This window comes from Paraconexibacter sp. AEG42_29 (genome assembly GCF_040581415.1).
GTDB lineage: Bacteria > Actinomycetota > Thermoleophilia > Solirubrobacterales > Solirubrobacteraceae > Paraconexibacter.
This window is the reverse complement of sequence record NZ_CP114014.1, coordinates 206,825-222,056: the sequence shown is the minus strand read 5'-3', so window position 1 is coordinate 222,056 and position 15,232 is coordinate 206,825. Positions and strand designations below refer to the sequence as shown.

Here is a 15,232-nt window from a genome sequence, read left to right as displayed (position 1 = left end):
CTGCCGCAGACCCGCCGCAGCGCCGGATAGCCTGCGGACGCCGTGTTTCCGTTGAAGGACAACCTCCCGACCCGGGAGCTGCCGATCGTCACGATCCTCCTGATCCTCGCGAACGCGGTCGCCTACCTGATCCTTCAGCCCAAGAGCGGCATCGACCTGTTCGGCGGGTCGCTCGACCAGCTCTCGCTGCTGCACTACAGCGTCGTCCCGTACGAGCTCACCCACCCGGGGTCGCACTGCGTGCTCTCGGCGGGGCAGATCGGGTGCGGCGACGCGGTCGTCGGCGACCGGATCGCGACGCCGCTGACGCTCGTGACCGCGATGTTCACGCACGCGGGACTGCTCCACCTCGCCGGCAACATGCTGTTCCTGTGGATCTTCGGCGCGAACGTCGAGGAGGCGATGGGCCGCGTGCGGTTCGTCCTCTTCTACGTCCTCGGCGGCGTCGCGGCGATGGCGCTGCAGGTCCTCGTCGACCCGGACGCCGTGGTCCCCACGCTGGGCGCATCGGGGGCGGTCGCCGGTGTGCTCGGCGGCTACCTGCTGCTGTACCCGCGGGCGAAGGTCATCACCGTCGTGTTCGCGATCCTGCTGTTCACGATCGTGGAGATCCCCGCCGTCCTGTTCCTCGGCCTCTGGTTCGCGCAGCAGATCGTCTTCGGGGCCCTCGACCTGACGAGCCCCGCCGGCGGTGGCGGCGTGGCCTACGTCGCCCACGCCGGCGGCTTCGTCTTCGGGCTGCTCGCCATCAAGCTCTTCGCCATCCGCCGCAACGAGTACGCGCAGCCGCGCGGGCTCGCCTCCTGAAAGGCAGCCTCGTGGATAACCCGCGCCCCGTCCTCGTCCTCGTCCTCGCGTTCATCGTCGTCTTCGCGGGGCTCACGATCGCCGTGATCGTCGAGCACGGCCTCGACATCCTGACCGTCGTGTCGCTCCTCATCCTCGGGATGGTGGGCTTCGGCGTGCTCGGGGCGCTCCGTCAACCGCCGGACGACCTGTGACCGGGCCCGTCGCCCGGGGTCCGGTCGCCCGGCGCGAACGTGAACGTGCCCGCGCCGCCGCGCGCGCTCGCCGACGCCGCCGCGGGCTGGCGGTCATGGTCGCCGCGGTGGCCTGCACCGGCGGCGCGGCGGCCCTCGAGCGCAGCGGTGGCGACGACGGCGGTGGCAGCGGGACCGCGACCGCGGGCGTCCCGCGGATCGTGACGATCGACGGGCGCGACACGCCGCGGACGCCGCCGCAGGGCGCCAACGGCCCGCTCGTCCCGGTCGGGCCCGGCCCGATCCCGCTGGCGGTGAACCTCGCGCAGACCGTGGACCCGGTCCGCGTGCGCTTCGGCAAGCCGCCGACGGCCGGGCTGATGTTCGACCTCGACACGGGCCAGGTCCTGTGGCGGCGCAACCCGACGCGGGTGCTGCCGATGGCGAGCGTCACGAAGATCATGACGGCGCTCCTGGTCGACGAGCGCGTCCCGCCGGGCGGCAAGGTCCGCATCACGAAGCAGGCGGTCCGCACGGGCGGCTCGCGGGTCGGCGTCCTGCCGCTGGGCAAGCGGATCGGCGTCTCGACGATGCTCTACGGCCTGATGCTGCCGTCGGGCAACGACGCCGCGGTGGCCCTCGCGCAGCGGGTGAGCGGGACGACGAAGGCGTTCGTGCGGCGGATGAACGAGAAGGCCGCCGCGATGAACCTGCGCTGCACCCGGTTCGCGTCGCCGAGCGGCCTGGCCGACAAGGGCAACCACACCTGCACCTACGACCTGGCGGCGCTGGCGCGGGCGCTGCTGGACCGGCCGCGGCTCGCGAAGATCGTCGCCGCCCGGCAGGCGATCCTGCCGTTCCCGATCAAGGGCGGCAAGCTGTTCCTCTACAACCACAACCCGCTGCTGAAGCAGGGCTACCCCGGCACGCTCGGGATCAAGACCGGTTACACGGACGCGGCGGGCAAGTGCCTGGTGGCCGCGGTCGAGCAGGACGGGCACCGGCTGGGTGTCGTCCTGCTGCACTCGCCGGACATCGGGCAGCAGGCGAGGAAGCTGCTGGACCGCGGCTTCCGGTTCATGCGCACGGCACCGAAGGACGACACGCCGTGACCGCGATGCTCCACGAGGCCTGGGCCGCGCTGCAGGGGCCGGCGGACGACCCACGGACGCTGGAGGTGACCGGCGGTGCCGGGGCGGGTGGCCTGGCCGCGCCACTGGCCGGCCCGCTGGCCACGGGCGAGCTCGCGGTCGCGAGCGCCGGAGCCGCCCTGCTCGCCGCCGCCGAGCTGGCAGAGGCACGCGGAGGCGCGCGGCCCGTTGTCGCGGTGGATGCCGCGCACGTCGCCGTCGCCTTCACGAGCGAGCGTCACGTTCGGGTGGACGGGGGATCTGCGGGGGCGGCGATGGACCCGCTGTCCGCGTTCCTCCCGACCGCGGACGGCTGGATCCGGCTGCACGGCAACTACCCGCACCACCGGGCAGCAGTGCTGCGGGCCCTCGGCCACCCGGTGGACGGGGCGGCCGGGGTGCCCGCGCTGGTGGCGGCCCGTCCGGGCGTGGCGCTCGAGGACGCGGTCGTCGCTGCCGGCGGGTGCGCGGCCGCGCTGCGGGACCCGGCGTCGTGGCTGGCGGGCGACCAGGGCGCAGCGCTCGAGGGCCGCGGGCTCCTGGACTTCGAACCCGGGGTCCCCCGCGTCACGCCGCCGTTGTCCGCGCCGCCGTCGGGTGCGACCGCCGCGCAGCCCGCGGCGGGCCTGCGGATCCTGGACCTGACCCGCGTGATCGCCGGCCCGGTCGGGACGCGCGTCCTCGCGGCGCTCGGGGCGCAGGTCCTGCGGGTCGACGCGCCGCTGCACGCCGAGCTGCCGTTGCAGTGGCTCGACACCGGGCCGGGCAAGCGCAGTGCCCACCTGCAGCTGCGCAGCCGGCCCGACCGCGAGCGGCTGCACCGGCTGCTCGACGACACGGACGTGCTGATCACCGGCTACCGGCCCGGGTCCCTGGACCCGTTCGGCCTGAGCCCCGACGTCCTCGCCGAGAAGCACCCGCACCTGTGCACGGTGTCCCTCTCCGCATGGGGCGACAGCGGGCCGTGGCGCGGGCGGCGCGGGTTCGACAGCCTCGTGCAGTCAGCCACCGGGATCGCGTCAGTCGCGTCCGCCGACGGTGGGGTGACCCCGGGCGTCCTGCCGGCGCAGGCCCTCGACCACGGAACCGGCTACCTGATCGCCGCCGCCGCGCTGCGGGCGCTGACGCTGCGGGCCCGCGAGCAGCGCGCGTCCCACGCTCGCGTCGCGCTCGCCCGGACCGCGATGTGGCTGCTGCAGCACGGGGACGCCGTCGCCCGCTCCGCGCCCGAGCTGCCGCCGGCCGCCTCCTTCAGCACGGCGCCGGCGTCGCCGCTGGGCGTGGTGACGGTCGTCCGGCCGCCCGGGACGCTGGACGGCGAGCCGCTGGGCTGGTCCGCCGGTCCGGTGGTCCCGGGCTCGGACGCGCCCTACTGGCACTGACGACGCGTCGCCGGAGGCCGCAGGGCCCGCTCGGTGTGCCAGGACGTACCGCCCGCGCACGTGGTGACACATCGAGCACCCCGGCGCGGGGGCGAAGACGCCCGAAAGTGAAGTCGATTCAGCATTTGAACGCCAGCGTCTCTATCATCGGCGAGACGTCCCACACCGACCGGCGCAGACGTCGGTCAGACCGAGGAGAACAGGGTGGATCTGAACGACACTCCTGAGCAGGCCGCGTTCCGTCAGCAGGTACGGAGCTGGCTGCAGGAACACAAGGACCAGGCACCGCCGTCATCCGGCGACTCGCAGGACACCGCCTACATCGACAGTCGCCGCGCGTGGCAGCGCCAGCTCGCCGAGGCGAACCTGGCCGGCGTCACGTGGCCGAGCGAGTTCGGCGGCGGTGGCAAGGGCCCGATCGAGCAGGTCATCGTCAACCAGGAGATCGCTGCGGCAGGCGTCCCCGGGATCCTCGACGTCATCGGGATCGGGATGCTCGGGCCGTGCCTGATCGCCCACGGGACGCAGGAGCAGCAGTCGCGCCACCTCGGCCCGATGCTGCACGGCGACGAGGTCTGGTGCCAGCTCTTCAGCGAGCCGGCCGCCGGCTCGGACCTGGCTGCGGTCCAGACGCGCGCGAAGCTGAACGACGACGGCTCGTGGTCGCTCACCGGCCAGAAGGTGTGGACGACCAACGCGCAGTTCTCGACGTTCGGCCTGATCCTCGCCCGCACCGACGCGGACGTGCCGAAGCACAAGGGCATGACGATGTTCATCGTCCCGATGGAGGCCGAGGGCGTCACCATCCGCGGCCTGCGCCAGATCACGGGCGAGGCCGAGTTCAACGAGGTCTTCTTCGACGATCTGAACATCCCCGGCGACGCGGTCGTCGGCGGCGTCGGCAACGGCTGGGGCACGGCCCTGACCGTCCTGATGTTCGAGCGCCTGACGATCGGCCTCGGCTCGGAGGGCTTCGGCTACCGCTCGGACCGCTTCGCGAAGGCGCTGTCGGTCGACACGGCCGCCTGCGCCGACCCGGAGATCCGCCAGCGCCTGGCGAACCTCTCGACCGAGCTGCTCGCCGTCCGCTTCACCGGCTACCGGACGCTGACCGCCCTCGCCGGCGGCCAGATCCCCGGCCCCGAGAGCGGCCTGGCCAAGGTGACCACCGTCAACGCGGCGATCGCCGCGGGCGAGCTGCTGGCCGACGTCCTGGGCCCCGACGCGCTGGACGAGTCCAGCGAGTGGTTCCACATGATCTCGTTCCTGCCCGGGCTGAAGTCCGCCGGCGGCACCGAGGCGATCCTGCGCAACACGATCGGCGAGCGGGTCCTGGGCCTGCCGCCGGAGCCGCGGCTGGACAAGGGCATCCCCTTCTCCGAGCTGCGCGCCAAAGAAAAGGAGGCGGTGGCATGAACCTCGCACTCAGCGACGAGCAGGAGTTCCTGCGCGAGGCCGCGACCGGCGCCCTGGCGCGGGTCAAGACCGTCGAGGCCGCCCGTGAGGCGCTCGAGGACCCGTCGAAGCTGCCGGACCTCTGGACGCTCGTGAAGGACGCGGGCTGGAACGGCCTGCTGATCGACGAGGACCATGGTGGTGCGGGCCTCGGCGCGTTCGACGCCATGCTCGTGCTCGAGGAGTGCGGCAAGGTGCTGGCGCCGACCCCGCTCCTGGGCCTGCTGCCCGCCACGGCGATCCTGAACGCGGCGGGCGACGAGTCGCTCGCCGCCGTCGCAAGCGGTGAGCTGCGGCCGGCCTACGTGCCTGCGCGTCCGTCGAGCGACTCGCACGCCGAGTGGACGGTCGACCCCGTGGGCGGGTTCGCCCGCGGCGCGGCGCCGGTCATCGCGGCCGACGGCAGCGTGACGGGCACCGTCGCCTGGGTTCCGGACGCGCCGGGCGCCGACCTCCTCGTCGTCGTCGGCGTGGACGAGTCGGGCGCGCCTGCCGCCACGGTCGTCGAGGCCTCGGCCGCGTCGGTCGAGGCGGTCACGCGCTTCGACGCGACCCGCTCGCTGGGCCACGTCACGCTCGACGGCAGCGCCGGCCGGCGCCTGGACGTCGGCGAGGGCGACCTCACCGCCGCCTGGTACCTGGCCCATGCGCTGATCGCGTCGGAGTCGCTGGGCACCGTCCAGACGACGCTGACCATGAGCGTCGAGTACGCGAAGGAGCGCTTCACCTTCGGGCGCGCCATCGGGTCCTACCAGTCCGTGAAGCACGAGCTGACCGAGGTCCTGCGCCAGATGGAGAACGCGCGCTCGCTGCAGTTCTACGCCGGCTGGGCTGGTGCGGACAAGCCGGAGGAGTTCGCGCTCGCCGCGTCCGCCTTCCGGAACGCGGCGGGCCACGCGCTCGACTTCGCCACGCGGTCGAACATCAACGTCCACGGCGGCATCGGCGCCACGTGGGAGCACGACGCACCGCTGTACTTCCGTCGCGCGCAGCTGTCGCGACGGCTGCTCGGCGGGACGCACGACGCGGCCGACCGGGTCGCGAGCGAGCTGCTGCTCGCCGCCGCGGCGGCCTGAAGGACGCCAGCAGGACCTGGCAGCGTCAGGTGTCGGTTCTCGACACCTGGCGCTGCCACTCCCCTTCGGCCGCTTCAGCGCGGGCCGAGGAACGCCGGTGAGCCCAGCAGGCGCGTCACCGCGATCTGCAGCACCACCCGCGTCGGGTTCACGCGCGGCTCCCGGTACCGCGCGGCGTAGCGTGCGACGCCGTCGGCCACGGCGTCCGGGTCGTCGCTGACGGTCACCGGGCCCTCGAGGGTCAGCCACCGTCCCCCGTCGACCTGGCACAGGGCGGCGCGACCGGCGCGGCGCGCATTGAGCGCCTTCTGACTGCCGCCGCCACAGATGACACGCGCCAGGCCTGCGTCCGCGTCCCAGGTGAAGCCGACCGGGGTGACGTGCGGCGTGCCGTCGGCGCGCAGCGTCGTCAGGGTCGCCAGGTGGCGGTCCGTGAGGAACGCCCGGCCGTCGTCGGTGAGGTCGGCGGGCGTGCGCGGCACGGACGTCAGGCGGGGACGGACTCGGCAGCCGCCGGCTCCGGCACCGCGATGTCGAGCGCCGCCGCGAGGCGCGTGTAGGACGCCTTGCGCTCCTCGTGGTCATGCACCAGCGTCGTCACCATGAGCTCGTCTGCGCCGCTGCTGACCATCAGCTCCTCGACGCGGGCACGCACGGTCTCGGGGCCCCCACTGATCATCGACCGCTTGACCTGCTCGAGGATCATCCGCTGCTGCGGATCGGTCGGCTGGAACCGCATGGCGGTCTCGACGGACGGGATCGGCCCGGGCCGGCCGGCGCGCAGCATGACCATCGACAGGTGGCCGGAGGAGGCCAGCTGCGCGGCGTGCTCGTCGTCCTCCCCCACGATCACCGCGAGCGTGAGGATCGCGTGCGGACGCTCGACGTAGCCCGGCACGAACTGCTCGCGGTACATGCGCAGGGCACCGATGGCGCCGCCGGGGTTGATGTGCGCGGCGAAGGCGAACCCCAGGCCGTTCACCGCCGCCGACTGGGCGGAGTAGTCGCTAGAGCCCAGCAGGAAGACGGGCGGCAGCATGACGTCGGTCGGGATCGCCTTGATGCGCGCGTAGGGGTGGCCGGCGGGGAACTCGGCGTGGCCGCCCCAGGCCAGGAGCTCGCCGAGCTGGTTCGGGAAGTCGTCCGCGGTCAGCGCCTCGCGCGAGCGCCGGATGGCGAGCGCGGTGAGCTGATCGGTGCCGGGCGCGCGGCCGATGCCGAGGTCGATCCGGCCGGGGTGCAGCGCCTCGAGGACCTTGAACTCCTCGGCGATCCGCAGCGACGAGTGGTTCGGCAGCATGATGCCGCCGGACCCCACGCGGATCCGCTCGGTGGCCATCGCGACGTGGCCGATCAGGACCTCGGGCGACGAGCTGGCGACGCTCGGGATGCCGTGGTGCTCCGCGAGCCAGTGCCGCCGGTAGCCCAGCGCGTCGACGTGACGGGCCAGGTCGATGGTGTTGTGCAGCGCCTGGCTCTCGGTGCTGCCCTCGGGCACGGGCGTGAGGTCGAGGACGCTGATCGCGGTCATGGTGTCCAATGTAGAAGGTTGCACGTGCACCTACCTGCGGCTGTTCGCCGCGCGACGTCCGTCAGGCGGTCGCGGGCTGCGGGCGAGCGGGGTCTTCGAAGTCGCCGGGCTGCTTGGTGAAGTACGCCGTGACCGCCGCGAGCTGGTTCTTCGAGCCGAGCAGCGCGACCTGCAGCTCGGTCTCGAGGACCAACGCGGCCGCAACGTCGTCGCTCACCCAGGTCTGCTCGTACAGGTGCTTGGCGGCCTGGATCGCCGAGGGCGAGCGCGACGCGATGTCCGCGGCGAGCTCCTGCGCGGCGGCCAGCGGGTCCTCCGCCGTTCGCGTGACGAGGCCGGCGGCCGCGGCCTCCTCGCCGCTCAGCTGACGGCCGGTGAACGTCAGCTCCTTCACGCGGTCGATCGGCATCAGCCGCGGGAGCGTCTGCGTGATGCCCATGTCCGGGACGAGGCCCCAGCGGATCTCGAGGATCGAGAGCTTCGCGTCCGGCGCCGCGATGCGGATGTCCGCGCCGAGGGCGATCTGCATCCCGCCACCGAAGCAGTTGCCGTGGATCGCGGCGATGACCGGGACCGGGATGTCGGTGAGCCAGCCGATCGCGACCTGCTGCGCGAGGTTCGTCAGCGCGCCGTCCGGCCGGTCGACGAGCTGGTCCGTCGACACCGGCGAGTCCCCGCCCATGAAGGACGCCACGTCGAGCCCGGAGCAGAAGCTCTTGCCTTCGCCGTGGAGCACGACGGCGCGGACCGACGGGTCGGCGGCGACCTGCGCGATCGCGTCCCGGAGCCCCAGGAACATGTGCGCGTCGAGGGCGTTGTGCTTGTCGGCGCGGACCATCGTGACGGTGGCGACATGATCGACGACGGTGACGGTGACGCGGGTCTCGCTCATCCCCGGATCCTAATGCGCAGCGACACACATCCGCCGCCGGTTCCTGGAGCACCCATGGCGACGCTCAAGCAGAAAGGGGACCTCGCGGAGCTGAAGGTCGCGGCCGACCTGGTGGCCCAGGGGTACCGGATCCTCCTGCCGTTCGGGGAGGACCACTCGTACGACCTGGCGATCGACGACGGCGGCCGGCTGCTTCGCGTACAGGTGAAGCACACGCGGTCGGACGGACGAGTCGTCGTGACCAAGTGCTTCACCCACAGCCTGACCAACGGCAAGGTCCGAGCAACCACGCGCTACACCTCCGAGCACATCGATTGGCTCGTCGTCTGGGACGCAACGACGGACCGCTGCGTCTACATCCCCGCGGCGATGCTTGGGACGGGCAGAAGCAGCTTGTACTTTCGCTACACCGAGACGCTGAACAACCAGCGCCGCCGCATTCGTTGGGTCGACGACCATCGCAACCTCGCGACGGCGGCTGCGACGATCGGTCTAGACTTCCGCGTCACGGGGCCGTAGCTCAGTTGGTAGAGCGCCACATTTGCAATGTGGATGCCGTCGGTTCGAATCCGTCCGGCTCCATTCTTCTTCTTCTTTTCCTTGCCCCAATCGTCCGCCTCCGGCCGGGGGTCACCCTCGCTCGCGCGCCGGACACGCGAGCCGTGCCGTCTGCGCCGGCGCGGCGAGCAGGCTCTCGATCGACCCGGGCAGCGCCGCGCCCACGTCGCCCCCCGCCCCTCGCGACTTGATCACCACGAGCGCCTGCTCCCCCTCCCGCACCGGCAGTCGCGGGAAGGCGTTCCTGGTCGCGGCCGTGACGAGGACCGCGCGCGGGCCCCGCACCCCGTCGGCGACGGCGTCGAGCTCGTCCTGGGCCAGAGCGCGGGCGAGCAGGCAGGTGGTGACCAGCAGACCCTGCCGGCCGGCGAGCGCCTGGCCCAGCTGGTCCAGACCGGTGTCCGCCCGGGCCGCGCGCAGCAGCAGGACGTCGTCCGAGTCGAGCATCGTGGCGTTCGCCGCCGCCCCGTGCGCCGCCCACACCGGACCACCGTAGAAGGCCGCGAGCGCGGCCGCGCGGGCGTCCGCGTCGGCGGACGCGAAGCCGCGCAGCCAGACGAACTGATCCGGCTCGTCGTCGTCGGTGAACGTCCCCAGGACCTGCAACCCGGCCGCCTCCTGCGGGGCGACCAGCTCGTCGTGGAACAGGTCGATCAGCTCGTCCCGCCGGCCGGGGACCGTGCGGTAGCGACGCAGCTCGACGAGCGCCGGGCCCGGAGCAGGAGTGAGCTGCATCGTCCAGTCGGGGCGCCAGGTCGCACCGCCGTCGCCCGAGCGTGCCTGCTCCCAGCGGGGTCCGCCGTCCGCGTGCGGGTCCCAGCGGGAGCGCAGCCGCGCGGTCCCGTCCGCCGCGAGGGCATCCGCGCCGTCGAAGACGCCGACACCGTCCGCCCCGAAGCGGCCGACCATCGGTGGGTCCAGGTGCCCGCGCCGGGTCGAGGCCGACCACCAGATCCGCCACAGATCCTCGACCGGGTCGTAGAGCCGCGTGGTGAAGGCCTCGACCGGTCCGCCCGCCGCGGGCGACTCCGGGATCCACAGGCGCTCCAGGTGGCCTCCGCCGTCCAGAAGCGGCGTCACCTCCGACCGCCCGCCGAACCGCTCCCAGCGGCCGGCGGCGCTCAGGCGCCGATGCGCGACCCACCACGGGCCGGCGAAGAGGAAGTCGAAGTCGTGCTTGTCGCTCATGCCGCCGACCGTAGCCGGCATTCAGGGCGATATTCGCCCTCAATAGGTGATGGAATAGCCCGGTGACGACGCCCGCCGGCCAGCTGTTCGAGTGCCTTGACGCCCTGCAGGGAACGCCGCTGGTGACCGGGGGCGAGCTCTCGGCGCGTCTCGGCGTGCACCCGCGGACCGTGCGTCGCTACATCGCCGCACTGCAGGACCTGGGCATTCCCGTCGCGGCCGAGCGGGGCGTCGGCGGCGGGTACCGGCTGCAGCCCGGCTACCGGCTGCCGCCGCTGATGCTCGACGGGGACGAGGCGACGGTCGTCGTCCTCGGCCTGCTGAGCGCCCGGCGGCAGGGGATCGACACGGAGCGGCCCGCAGGGGAACGGGCGCTGGCGAAGATCCGCCGGGTGCTGCCGGAGCGCCTGCGGCGGCAGGTCGAGGCCCTCGAGGCCACCGCCACCGTCGCGGCCACGCGTCCGGCCCGGACCGGCGACACCACCGGCGCGGCCGACCCACCCGCTGCCGCCCTGCTGGAACTGGCGGACGCGACCGGACGCGGGCGGCGCGTGACGTGCCGCTACACCCGCCACGACGGGGAGCGCAGCGTCCGGGAGCTGAGCCCGTTCGGGCTCGTCGCCCACGCCGGCCGCTGGTACCTGCCGGCCTTCGACCACGGTCGCGGCGAGCTGCGCACGTTCCGGGTCGACCGGCTGCGCGACGTCGCCATCACGTCACCCGGGGTCGCCGCGCCGCCGGGCTTCGACGCCGCCGCCCACGTCCAGCAGTCGCTCGCCCGGGTCCCCTGGCGGTGGACCGTCGAGGTGACGCTCGCGGCGCCGTTCGCCCTCGCTGCGGCGCGCGTCCCGCAGACCCTCGCCACCCTCACGCCCGACGGGCCGGACCGGACCCACATGCGGCTTCACGTCGAGGAGCTCGACTGGGCCGCACGGGTGCTGGCCGGGCTCGACTGCAATCTGACCGTGCACGGTCCGCCGGAGCTACGTCCGGCGCTGCACGCGCTGGCGGCACGACTGACCCGAGCGGCGGAGGCTTGCTGATCGACCTGAGCAGCGCGACGATGTCGCCGACGTCCTCGACCGACGACACCAGGCGACACGCCGCATGCGGGGATGACCGTCCGCTCCTTCTGACCGCTGCTGTAGGACACCGACGCGCTGCTGCGCGCGTCGGCTCGACCCCACGCCCCGGCGCTGCTCAGCCGTCGTCGCGGCGACGGTCTGCTGATCCGATGTCCTTGGAGTCCCTCCGCCTTCTCAGGCCTGGGAACAGCGAGGTGCCGCGATGTGTCAGGCGAATCAAGAATCTCCACATGAGCGTCTCTCCTTATCGGCCGCGTCTGAGGTATCGAAGGACGCGAAATATCGGCAGGGCGCGTGCGGCGCGCCCGACGACGGCGATCACGATCCTACCCCGGCGGGGCTTCACGCGCTGAGGCGTCACGCGTTGCGTCGTCTGGGTCACCTGCCGCCGGATCTCGGCCCAGAGGGTGCGCTGCAGCGCCCGCTTGCGAGCCGGGTTGAGCACCCTCTTCTCGTACTTCCAGCGCAGCTTGATCTGGTTGTAGATCGAGGCCGGTGGAGCCTTGGGATAGGCCCGACGGACGTCCTGCACCTGCTTGACGATGTTGGTGACCGGAACGGACACCCGGGGCATCTTCGGGGGAGGCGCGATATTGGGGTTCGCCAACTGCATGGCGGTGATGAGGATGGTGAGCCAGCGCATCTAAGAGGTTCTCCTTCTTGGGTCAGGGTCTGGGACTGCGGTCGTTCGAGTAGGCGCGCCGCCGGCACTACCGACGGCGCCCGGCAATGAGACGCCGCACCTTGCAGCGGCGAAGAAGGGTCAGGTGGGCTCCGATTCCTCCTTGAAGGCCTTCGCGACCGGGCTCTGGTCAGTGATCACCATCGGCTGGCTGTTGCAGGGGCAGATGGGCGGACCCACCTTCGTCAACCACACGCGGGTCACCCGGGCCGGGTACCCGCAGGCGGGACACGAGACCTTCAGCAGGCGCCCCTTCTTGCGCTGGTCGGGCGGCGCGTCGGCGGGGCGCGCCGGGTCGGGGGCAGTCGGAGTCGCAGGGGTGGGTCGTTCGGACACACGAGCGAGCTCGACCCGCGCGTGCGGGTAGGGCCCGAGTTCGTCGAGGATCGTCCGCAGGCGGGCTTCGAGCACCGGGCCGACGACCGTCGACGTCATCGGGCACTGCGTGCCGAGCAGCCTGACCGCCGACCGGCGAGCGCAGATCGGGATATCCCCGCTGCTTGATCGGGCGTGGGTGCGGCCAGATCCGCGTAACGCAGGCCGGCCTCGAAGGGGTCTTCGAAGTGGGGAGTTCGGGAAGCACGGTCTCTCCGTCAGAAGGGGCGTTTGCAAATACAAGACTATGTTACATAATAACGCATGTCAATTCGGCAACTGAATCTATAATATCTACGGGCTGGCGTGAGCGACGCTGAGGAGCGCGCCTTGCAGGCACTATGCGGGTGGCGAGCAACTCCAGGTCCGACCGACGCCGCTCGGGCTGCGCGGAGGCTGGAACTGGGCGAGGGACTGTTCATGGAGACGAGTCCGAGCGAGGTAGCCCCACCCTTGCGGTCCATGGCCTCCTCGACTCGGACTCGACGAGCGCGGCGCCGCGCGACGCGCAGTCCGCTGCGCTTCAAGCGCTGGGCATTGGGGGCTGATGCGAGCCTCGCGGCGGCTTCAGGCGCGACGGGCTGGCGGAGGAGGCGTATAAACGACGTCCGTCTCAACCTCGACGGTATCTAAGTAATCGCACAAACTTGTAGAGTAGTATGTACGTAATTGTGTATAGGTTAGTGTTTCGCACCAGGGTCACGCGACCGCCAAGTAGACAAATTGAGAGGAAGGAACCGTCTATGCCTATGCCGGGGTCCCCGAGTCCGATGCTGCTCACGCCTGGCCGGGGCGGGGTGGGACTGGCGTACGCTCTGCTGCGCATGGAGCGCTTTCGGGTCGGGGTCGACGACTCCGGTCGCGAGGCGTTTCCGAGGGCGAGGGCGGGAGTCGTCGTCGTTCGCGGCGTCAGCAACTTCGGTGGCACGAAGAAGCAACGCCGGATCGCAGATGCGGCAAGGCTCAAGAGCTCCTCGGCCGGCGACCGTCGCGAGGTCGAGCTTCGCCGCGCGACGCGCGTCGATCTCGCGTGTCAGGTCGCGGGTCTGGAGACAGGCTGTCTGGCGCTTGCCTGGAATGTCAACACGGTCGGAGGGGCCATCACGATCGGCGACCAACGGCGGTCATCCGACGACTGCTCTGGTCCGAGCTTCGTGAACGCGGCGGGAGACGATCTCGCGCGTCCCGAAGCTGGAGGTGGACATCGAGGCCGCGTCTCGCGGGCGACGACCAACGTGGCGGTCCTCGCCGTTGACCTCGAAGGCACTCAGGCGCATCTGTGCTCCGCGCGAGTCGCTGACCTCATCAAGGACTGGTGCGGGGGCGATGTCGCGCAAACGGTTTCTCTGCCGTTCCGCACTTGGGAGGGGCAGCTGGAGCTCTAGCCCGCTAGCACTCACCTGCGCGAGCACGACCAGATCGTGAACCGCAGCCCGTTCAGCGGCCGGGTGACCCAGACGCCTTGTAGGTCAAGATGACCGAGTACGTCAGCCATCCGCCGGGCGGCGTCCCGCTTGCGAAACGGTCGATGCCAAGGTCGACCTGGATCCCGCCTTCACCAAGGCGACCTAGTCGCCGGTCGTCTCCTACATCACGAGCCGTCGGGCAAGCTCTCGCGCTGCAGCTGTCCGAGCTGCAGTTGTCCGGCCTCGTCGCGCGTGCTCACCTGCTCTTGCGCACGCGTGGAGCCACGATCGTCTGATGATCCCAGTACTCGCATGCAGGTGGCGGCTCCACCCTGACGACGTCCCACTCGATGTCCTCGTCGCGGAAGCCTGCGGCCAGCAGGGCGCCTCGGTGGGCGCCCTCGATCTCGTGCGGCTCGTCCGAGTAGTACGTGAGTACACCGCCGGGCTTGAGCAGACGACGTGCCTCCTCGAAGAAGAGGAGATGCGGACCGTCCCACTCGGCCTCGTCGAGCGGGTAGGTATCGAACAGAATCCCGTCAAAGAGACCCTCTCGCAGCAGAGGCGCGGTGTCCTGCCAGAACCCGGTGAGCAGCCGAAGCCGCCCCGTTCTCATCGCATCGCCATGATCATCCACGCACCGTCTTGCGACGTCCGGATGGCACTCAAGGATGGTGTGGCTCGCCGGCTCGGCCGCTTGGACCGCGGACGTGGAGATCCCCATGCCGTAGCCCACCTCCAAGATGTCGCCGGCGTTCGCCGTGACGATGGCGGCGAGCTCATCCATATACGGCTGCTCCCAGCGTTCCATGACGCTGCGCCCGGCGATGCGCAGGTCGTCGACGCCTCGCTCAGCCGGCGACTGCAGCCAGTCCGGGCGACGTATGGATGGCGTGGTCATCCGAAGTCAGGTCGCGAGGCGATGTCCGCGACCACGGAGACGCTCGGACCTCGCAGGCAGCGCGCGGCATGACCGCGGTTGCTGTAGCCGTCGAGCAGCAAGATCGAGCCGGGCGTCAGGGTGCAGGTCGCCTCCACCTCCAAGAACACGTCGTCCTCATCCTCGCGACGGTAGACGTCGAACTCGCGCTCCCCGCTGATGGTGGCGATGACCACCGTTCCGTCGAAGTAGTCCTGATGGGGCCGAAACGCATCGCCCGTCTCGTAGTGGTTGACGCAGTACATGCCGAACTCGTCGTCGACTGCCGCCCGGAAGAGCGCATCGAAGACGGGCCGCATGAGCGCCCGGCCGCTCGTCAGCGTCGTCTCGTCCCTGAACATCAGCATGCCGACGCGCTCGTGCTGCCCGCGCTGCATCTGCTCGCTGGTCACAAGCTGACGATCAAGCGGGGCGGCGCTCGCCAGCCAGCGCTCCGCGTCCAGACCGAGCATGGCCGCCGATGTCAGCGCGTAGCCGCGCTCTCGAAGATCCCCAGCGACCCGCGCCGCTTCTGGGAGTTCCGGAGTCATGCTGTCTCGTTGCATCGCGACC

General features: G+C 71.5%; 17 protein-coding genes and 1 tRNA gene. 10 read left to right on the top strand and 8 right to left on the bottom strand.

The genetic code is table 11. From position 1 onward, the window contains the following. Positions 1–42 precede the first annotated feature (42 nt). The 6 genes from DSM112329_RS01075 (at position 43) to DSM112329_RS01050 (ending at position 6,023) form a co-directional block, all read left to right on the top strand. Complete coding sequence (locus DSM112329_RS01075; protein ID WP_354699954.1) at positions 43–807, top strand: rhomboid family intramembrane serine protease; 765 nt, start codon at positions 43–45, stop codon at positions 805–807. A gap of 11 nt (positions 808–818) precedes the next feature. Next, positions 819–1,001 (top strand): hypothetical protein, encoded by a 183-nt coding sequence (locus tag DSM112329_RS01070; RefSeq protein ID WP_354699953.1) that lies wholly within the window; start codon positions 819–821, stop codon positions 999–1,001. Between the two features lie 95 nt (positions 1,002–1,096). Continuing rightward, entirely contained in the window at positions 1,097–2,092 is a 996-nt protein-coding gene (locus DSM112329_RS01065) for a serine hydrolase (protein ID WP_354699952.1), read from the top strand. Between the two features lie 5 nt (positions 2,093–2,097). After that, positions 2,098–3,492 (top strand): CoA transferase, encoded by a 1,395-nt coding sequence (locus DSM112329_RS01060; RefSeq protein WP_354702536.1) that lies wholly within the window; start codon positions 2,098–2,100, stop codon positions 3,490–3,492. A gap of 204 nt (positions 3,493–3,696) precedes the next feature. Further along, positions 3,697–4,908: an acyl-CoA dehydrogenase family protein gene (locus DSM112329_RS01055; protein ID WP_354699951.1), complete on the top strand. Its 1,212-nt coding sequence runs from the start codon at positions 3,697–3,699 to the stop codon at positions 4,906–4,908. Then, positions 4,905–6,023 carry an acyl-CoA dehydrogenase family protein gene (locus DSM112329_RS01050; RefSeq protein ID WP_354699950.1) on the top strand — a complete coding sequence of 373 codons (1,119 nt, stop codon included), beginning with the start codon at positions 4,905–4,907 and terminating at the stop codon, positions 6,021–6,023. Before DSM112329_RS01055 ends, DSM112329_RS01050 begins: the two co-directional genes overlap by 4 nt. Positions 6,024–6,097: 74 nt before the next feature. Here DSM112329_RS01050 and DSM112329_RS01045 read toward each other — a convergent pair whose 3' ends face one another. From DSM112329_RS01045 to DSM112329_RS01035, 3 genes are all read right to left on the bottom strand, one after another. Beyond that, a complete protein-coding gene (locus DSM112329_RS01045) occupies positions 6,098–6,505 on the bottom strand; it encodes a PPOX class F420-dependent oxidoreductase (RefSeq protein WP_354699949.1) in 408 nt (135 codons plus the stop codon). A 5-nt stretch (positions 6,506–6,510) separates the two neighbouring features. Continuing rightward, positions 6,511–7,554 carry an LLM class flavin-dependent oxidoreductase gene (locus tag DSM112329_RS01040; protein WP_354699948.1) on the bottom strand — a complete coding sequence of 348 codons (1,044 nt, stop codon included), beginning with the start codon at positions 7,552–7,554 and terminating at the stop codon, positions 6,511–6,513. 61 nt (positions 7,555–7,615) lie between these two features. Beyond that, complete coding sequence (locus tag DSM112329_RS01035) at positions 7,616–8,446, bottom strand: crotonase/enoyl-CoA hydratase family protein (RefSeq protein ID WP_354699947.1); 831 nt, start codon at positions 8,444–8,446, stop codon at positions 7,616–7,618. A 54-nt stretch (positions 8,447–8,500) separates the two neighbouring features. On the opposite strand from DSM112329_RS01035, the gene DSM112329_RS01030 reads away from it, so the two are divergent. Further along, complete coding sequence (locus DSM112329_RS01030; protein ID WP_354699946.1) at positions 8,501–8,965, top strand: group I intron-associated PD-(D/E)XK endonuclease; 465 nt, start codon at positions 8,501–8,503, stop codon at positions 8,963–8,965. After that, positions 8,956–9,028, top strand: a tRNA-Ala gene (locus tag DSM112329_RS01025). Before DSM112329_RS01030 ends, DSM112329_RS01025 begins: the two co-directional genes overlap by 10 nt. Before the next feature lie 48 nt (positions 9,029–9,076). Here the strand turns inward: DSM112329_RS01025 and DSM112329_RS01020 are convergent. Then, complete coding sequence (locus DSM112329_RS01020) at positions 9,077–10,192, bottom strand: NIPSNAP family protein (protein ID WP_354699945.1); 1,116 nt, start codon at positions 10,190–10,192, stop codon at positions 9,077–9,079. Positions 10,193–10,254: 62 nt separating this feature from the next. Here DSM112329_RS01020 and DSM112329_RS01015 point away from each other — a divergent pair, with 62 nt between their 5' ends. Then, positions 10,255–11,235 (top strand): transcriptional regulator, encoded by a 981-nt coding sequence (locus DSM112329_RS01015; RefSeq protein ID WP_354699944.1) that lies wholly within the window; start codon positions 10,255–10,257, stop codon positions 11,233–11,235. Positions 11,236–11,521: 286 nt separating this feature from the next. Here DSM112329_RS01015 and DSM112329_RS01010 read toward each other — a convergent pair whose 3' ends face one another. Both DSM112329_RS01010 and DSM112329_RS01005 read right to left on the bottom strand, forming a co-directional pair. Continuing rightward, a complete protein-coding gene (locus tag DSM112329_RS01010; protein WP_354699943.1) occupies positions 11,522–11,920 on the bottom strand; it encodes a hypothetical protein in 399 nt (132 codons plus the stop codon). 120 nt (positions 11,921–12,040) lie between these two features. Then, positions 12,041–12,394, bottom strand: a complete 354-nt coding sequence (locus DSM112329_RS01005; protein WP_354699942.1) for a hypothetical protein — start codon at positions 12,392–12,394, stop codon at positions 12,041–12,043. A 764-nt stretch (positions 12,395–13,158) separates the two neighbouring features. Between DSM112329_RS01005 and DSM112329_RS01000 the strand changes: the two genes are divergently transcribed. Next, on the top strand, positions 13,159–13,719 hold the full coding sequence (locus tag DSM112329_RS01000; RefSeq protein ID WP_354699941.1) for a hypothetical protein: 561 nt from the start codon (positions 13,159–13,161) through the stop codon (positions 13,717–13,719). Between the two features lie 277 nt (positions 13,720–13,996). On the opposite strand, the gene DSM112329_RS00995 is transcribed toward DSM112329_RS01000, so the two are convergent. Together DSM112329_RS00995 and DSM112329_RS00990 are read right to left on the bottom strand one after the other, a co-directional pair. After that, the gene (locus DSM112329_RS00995; protein WP_354699940.1) at positions 13,997–14,641 is read right to left on the bottom strand and encodes a class I SAM-dependent methyltransferase; all 645 of its coding nucleotides are present in this window, start codon (positions 14,639–14,641) and stop codon (positions 13,997–13,999) included. Then, positions 14,638–15,225 (bottom strand): hypothetical protein, encoded by a 588-nt coding sequence (locus DSM112329_RS00990; RefSeq protein ID WP_354699939.1) that lies wholly within the window; start codon positions 15,223–15,225, stop codon positions 14,638–14,640. Before DSM112329_RS00990 ends, DSM112329_RS00995 begins: the two co-directional genes overlap by 4 nt. Between the last annotated feature and the right edge of the window lie 7 nt (positions 15,226–15,232).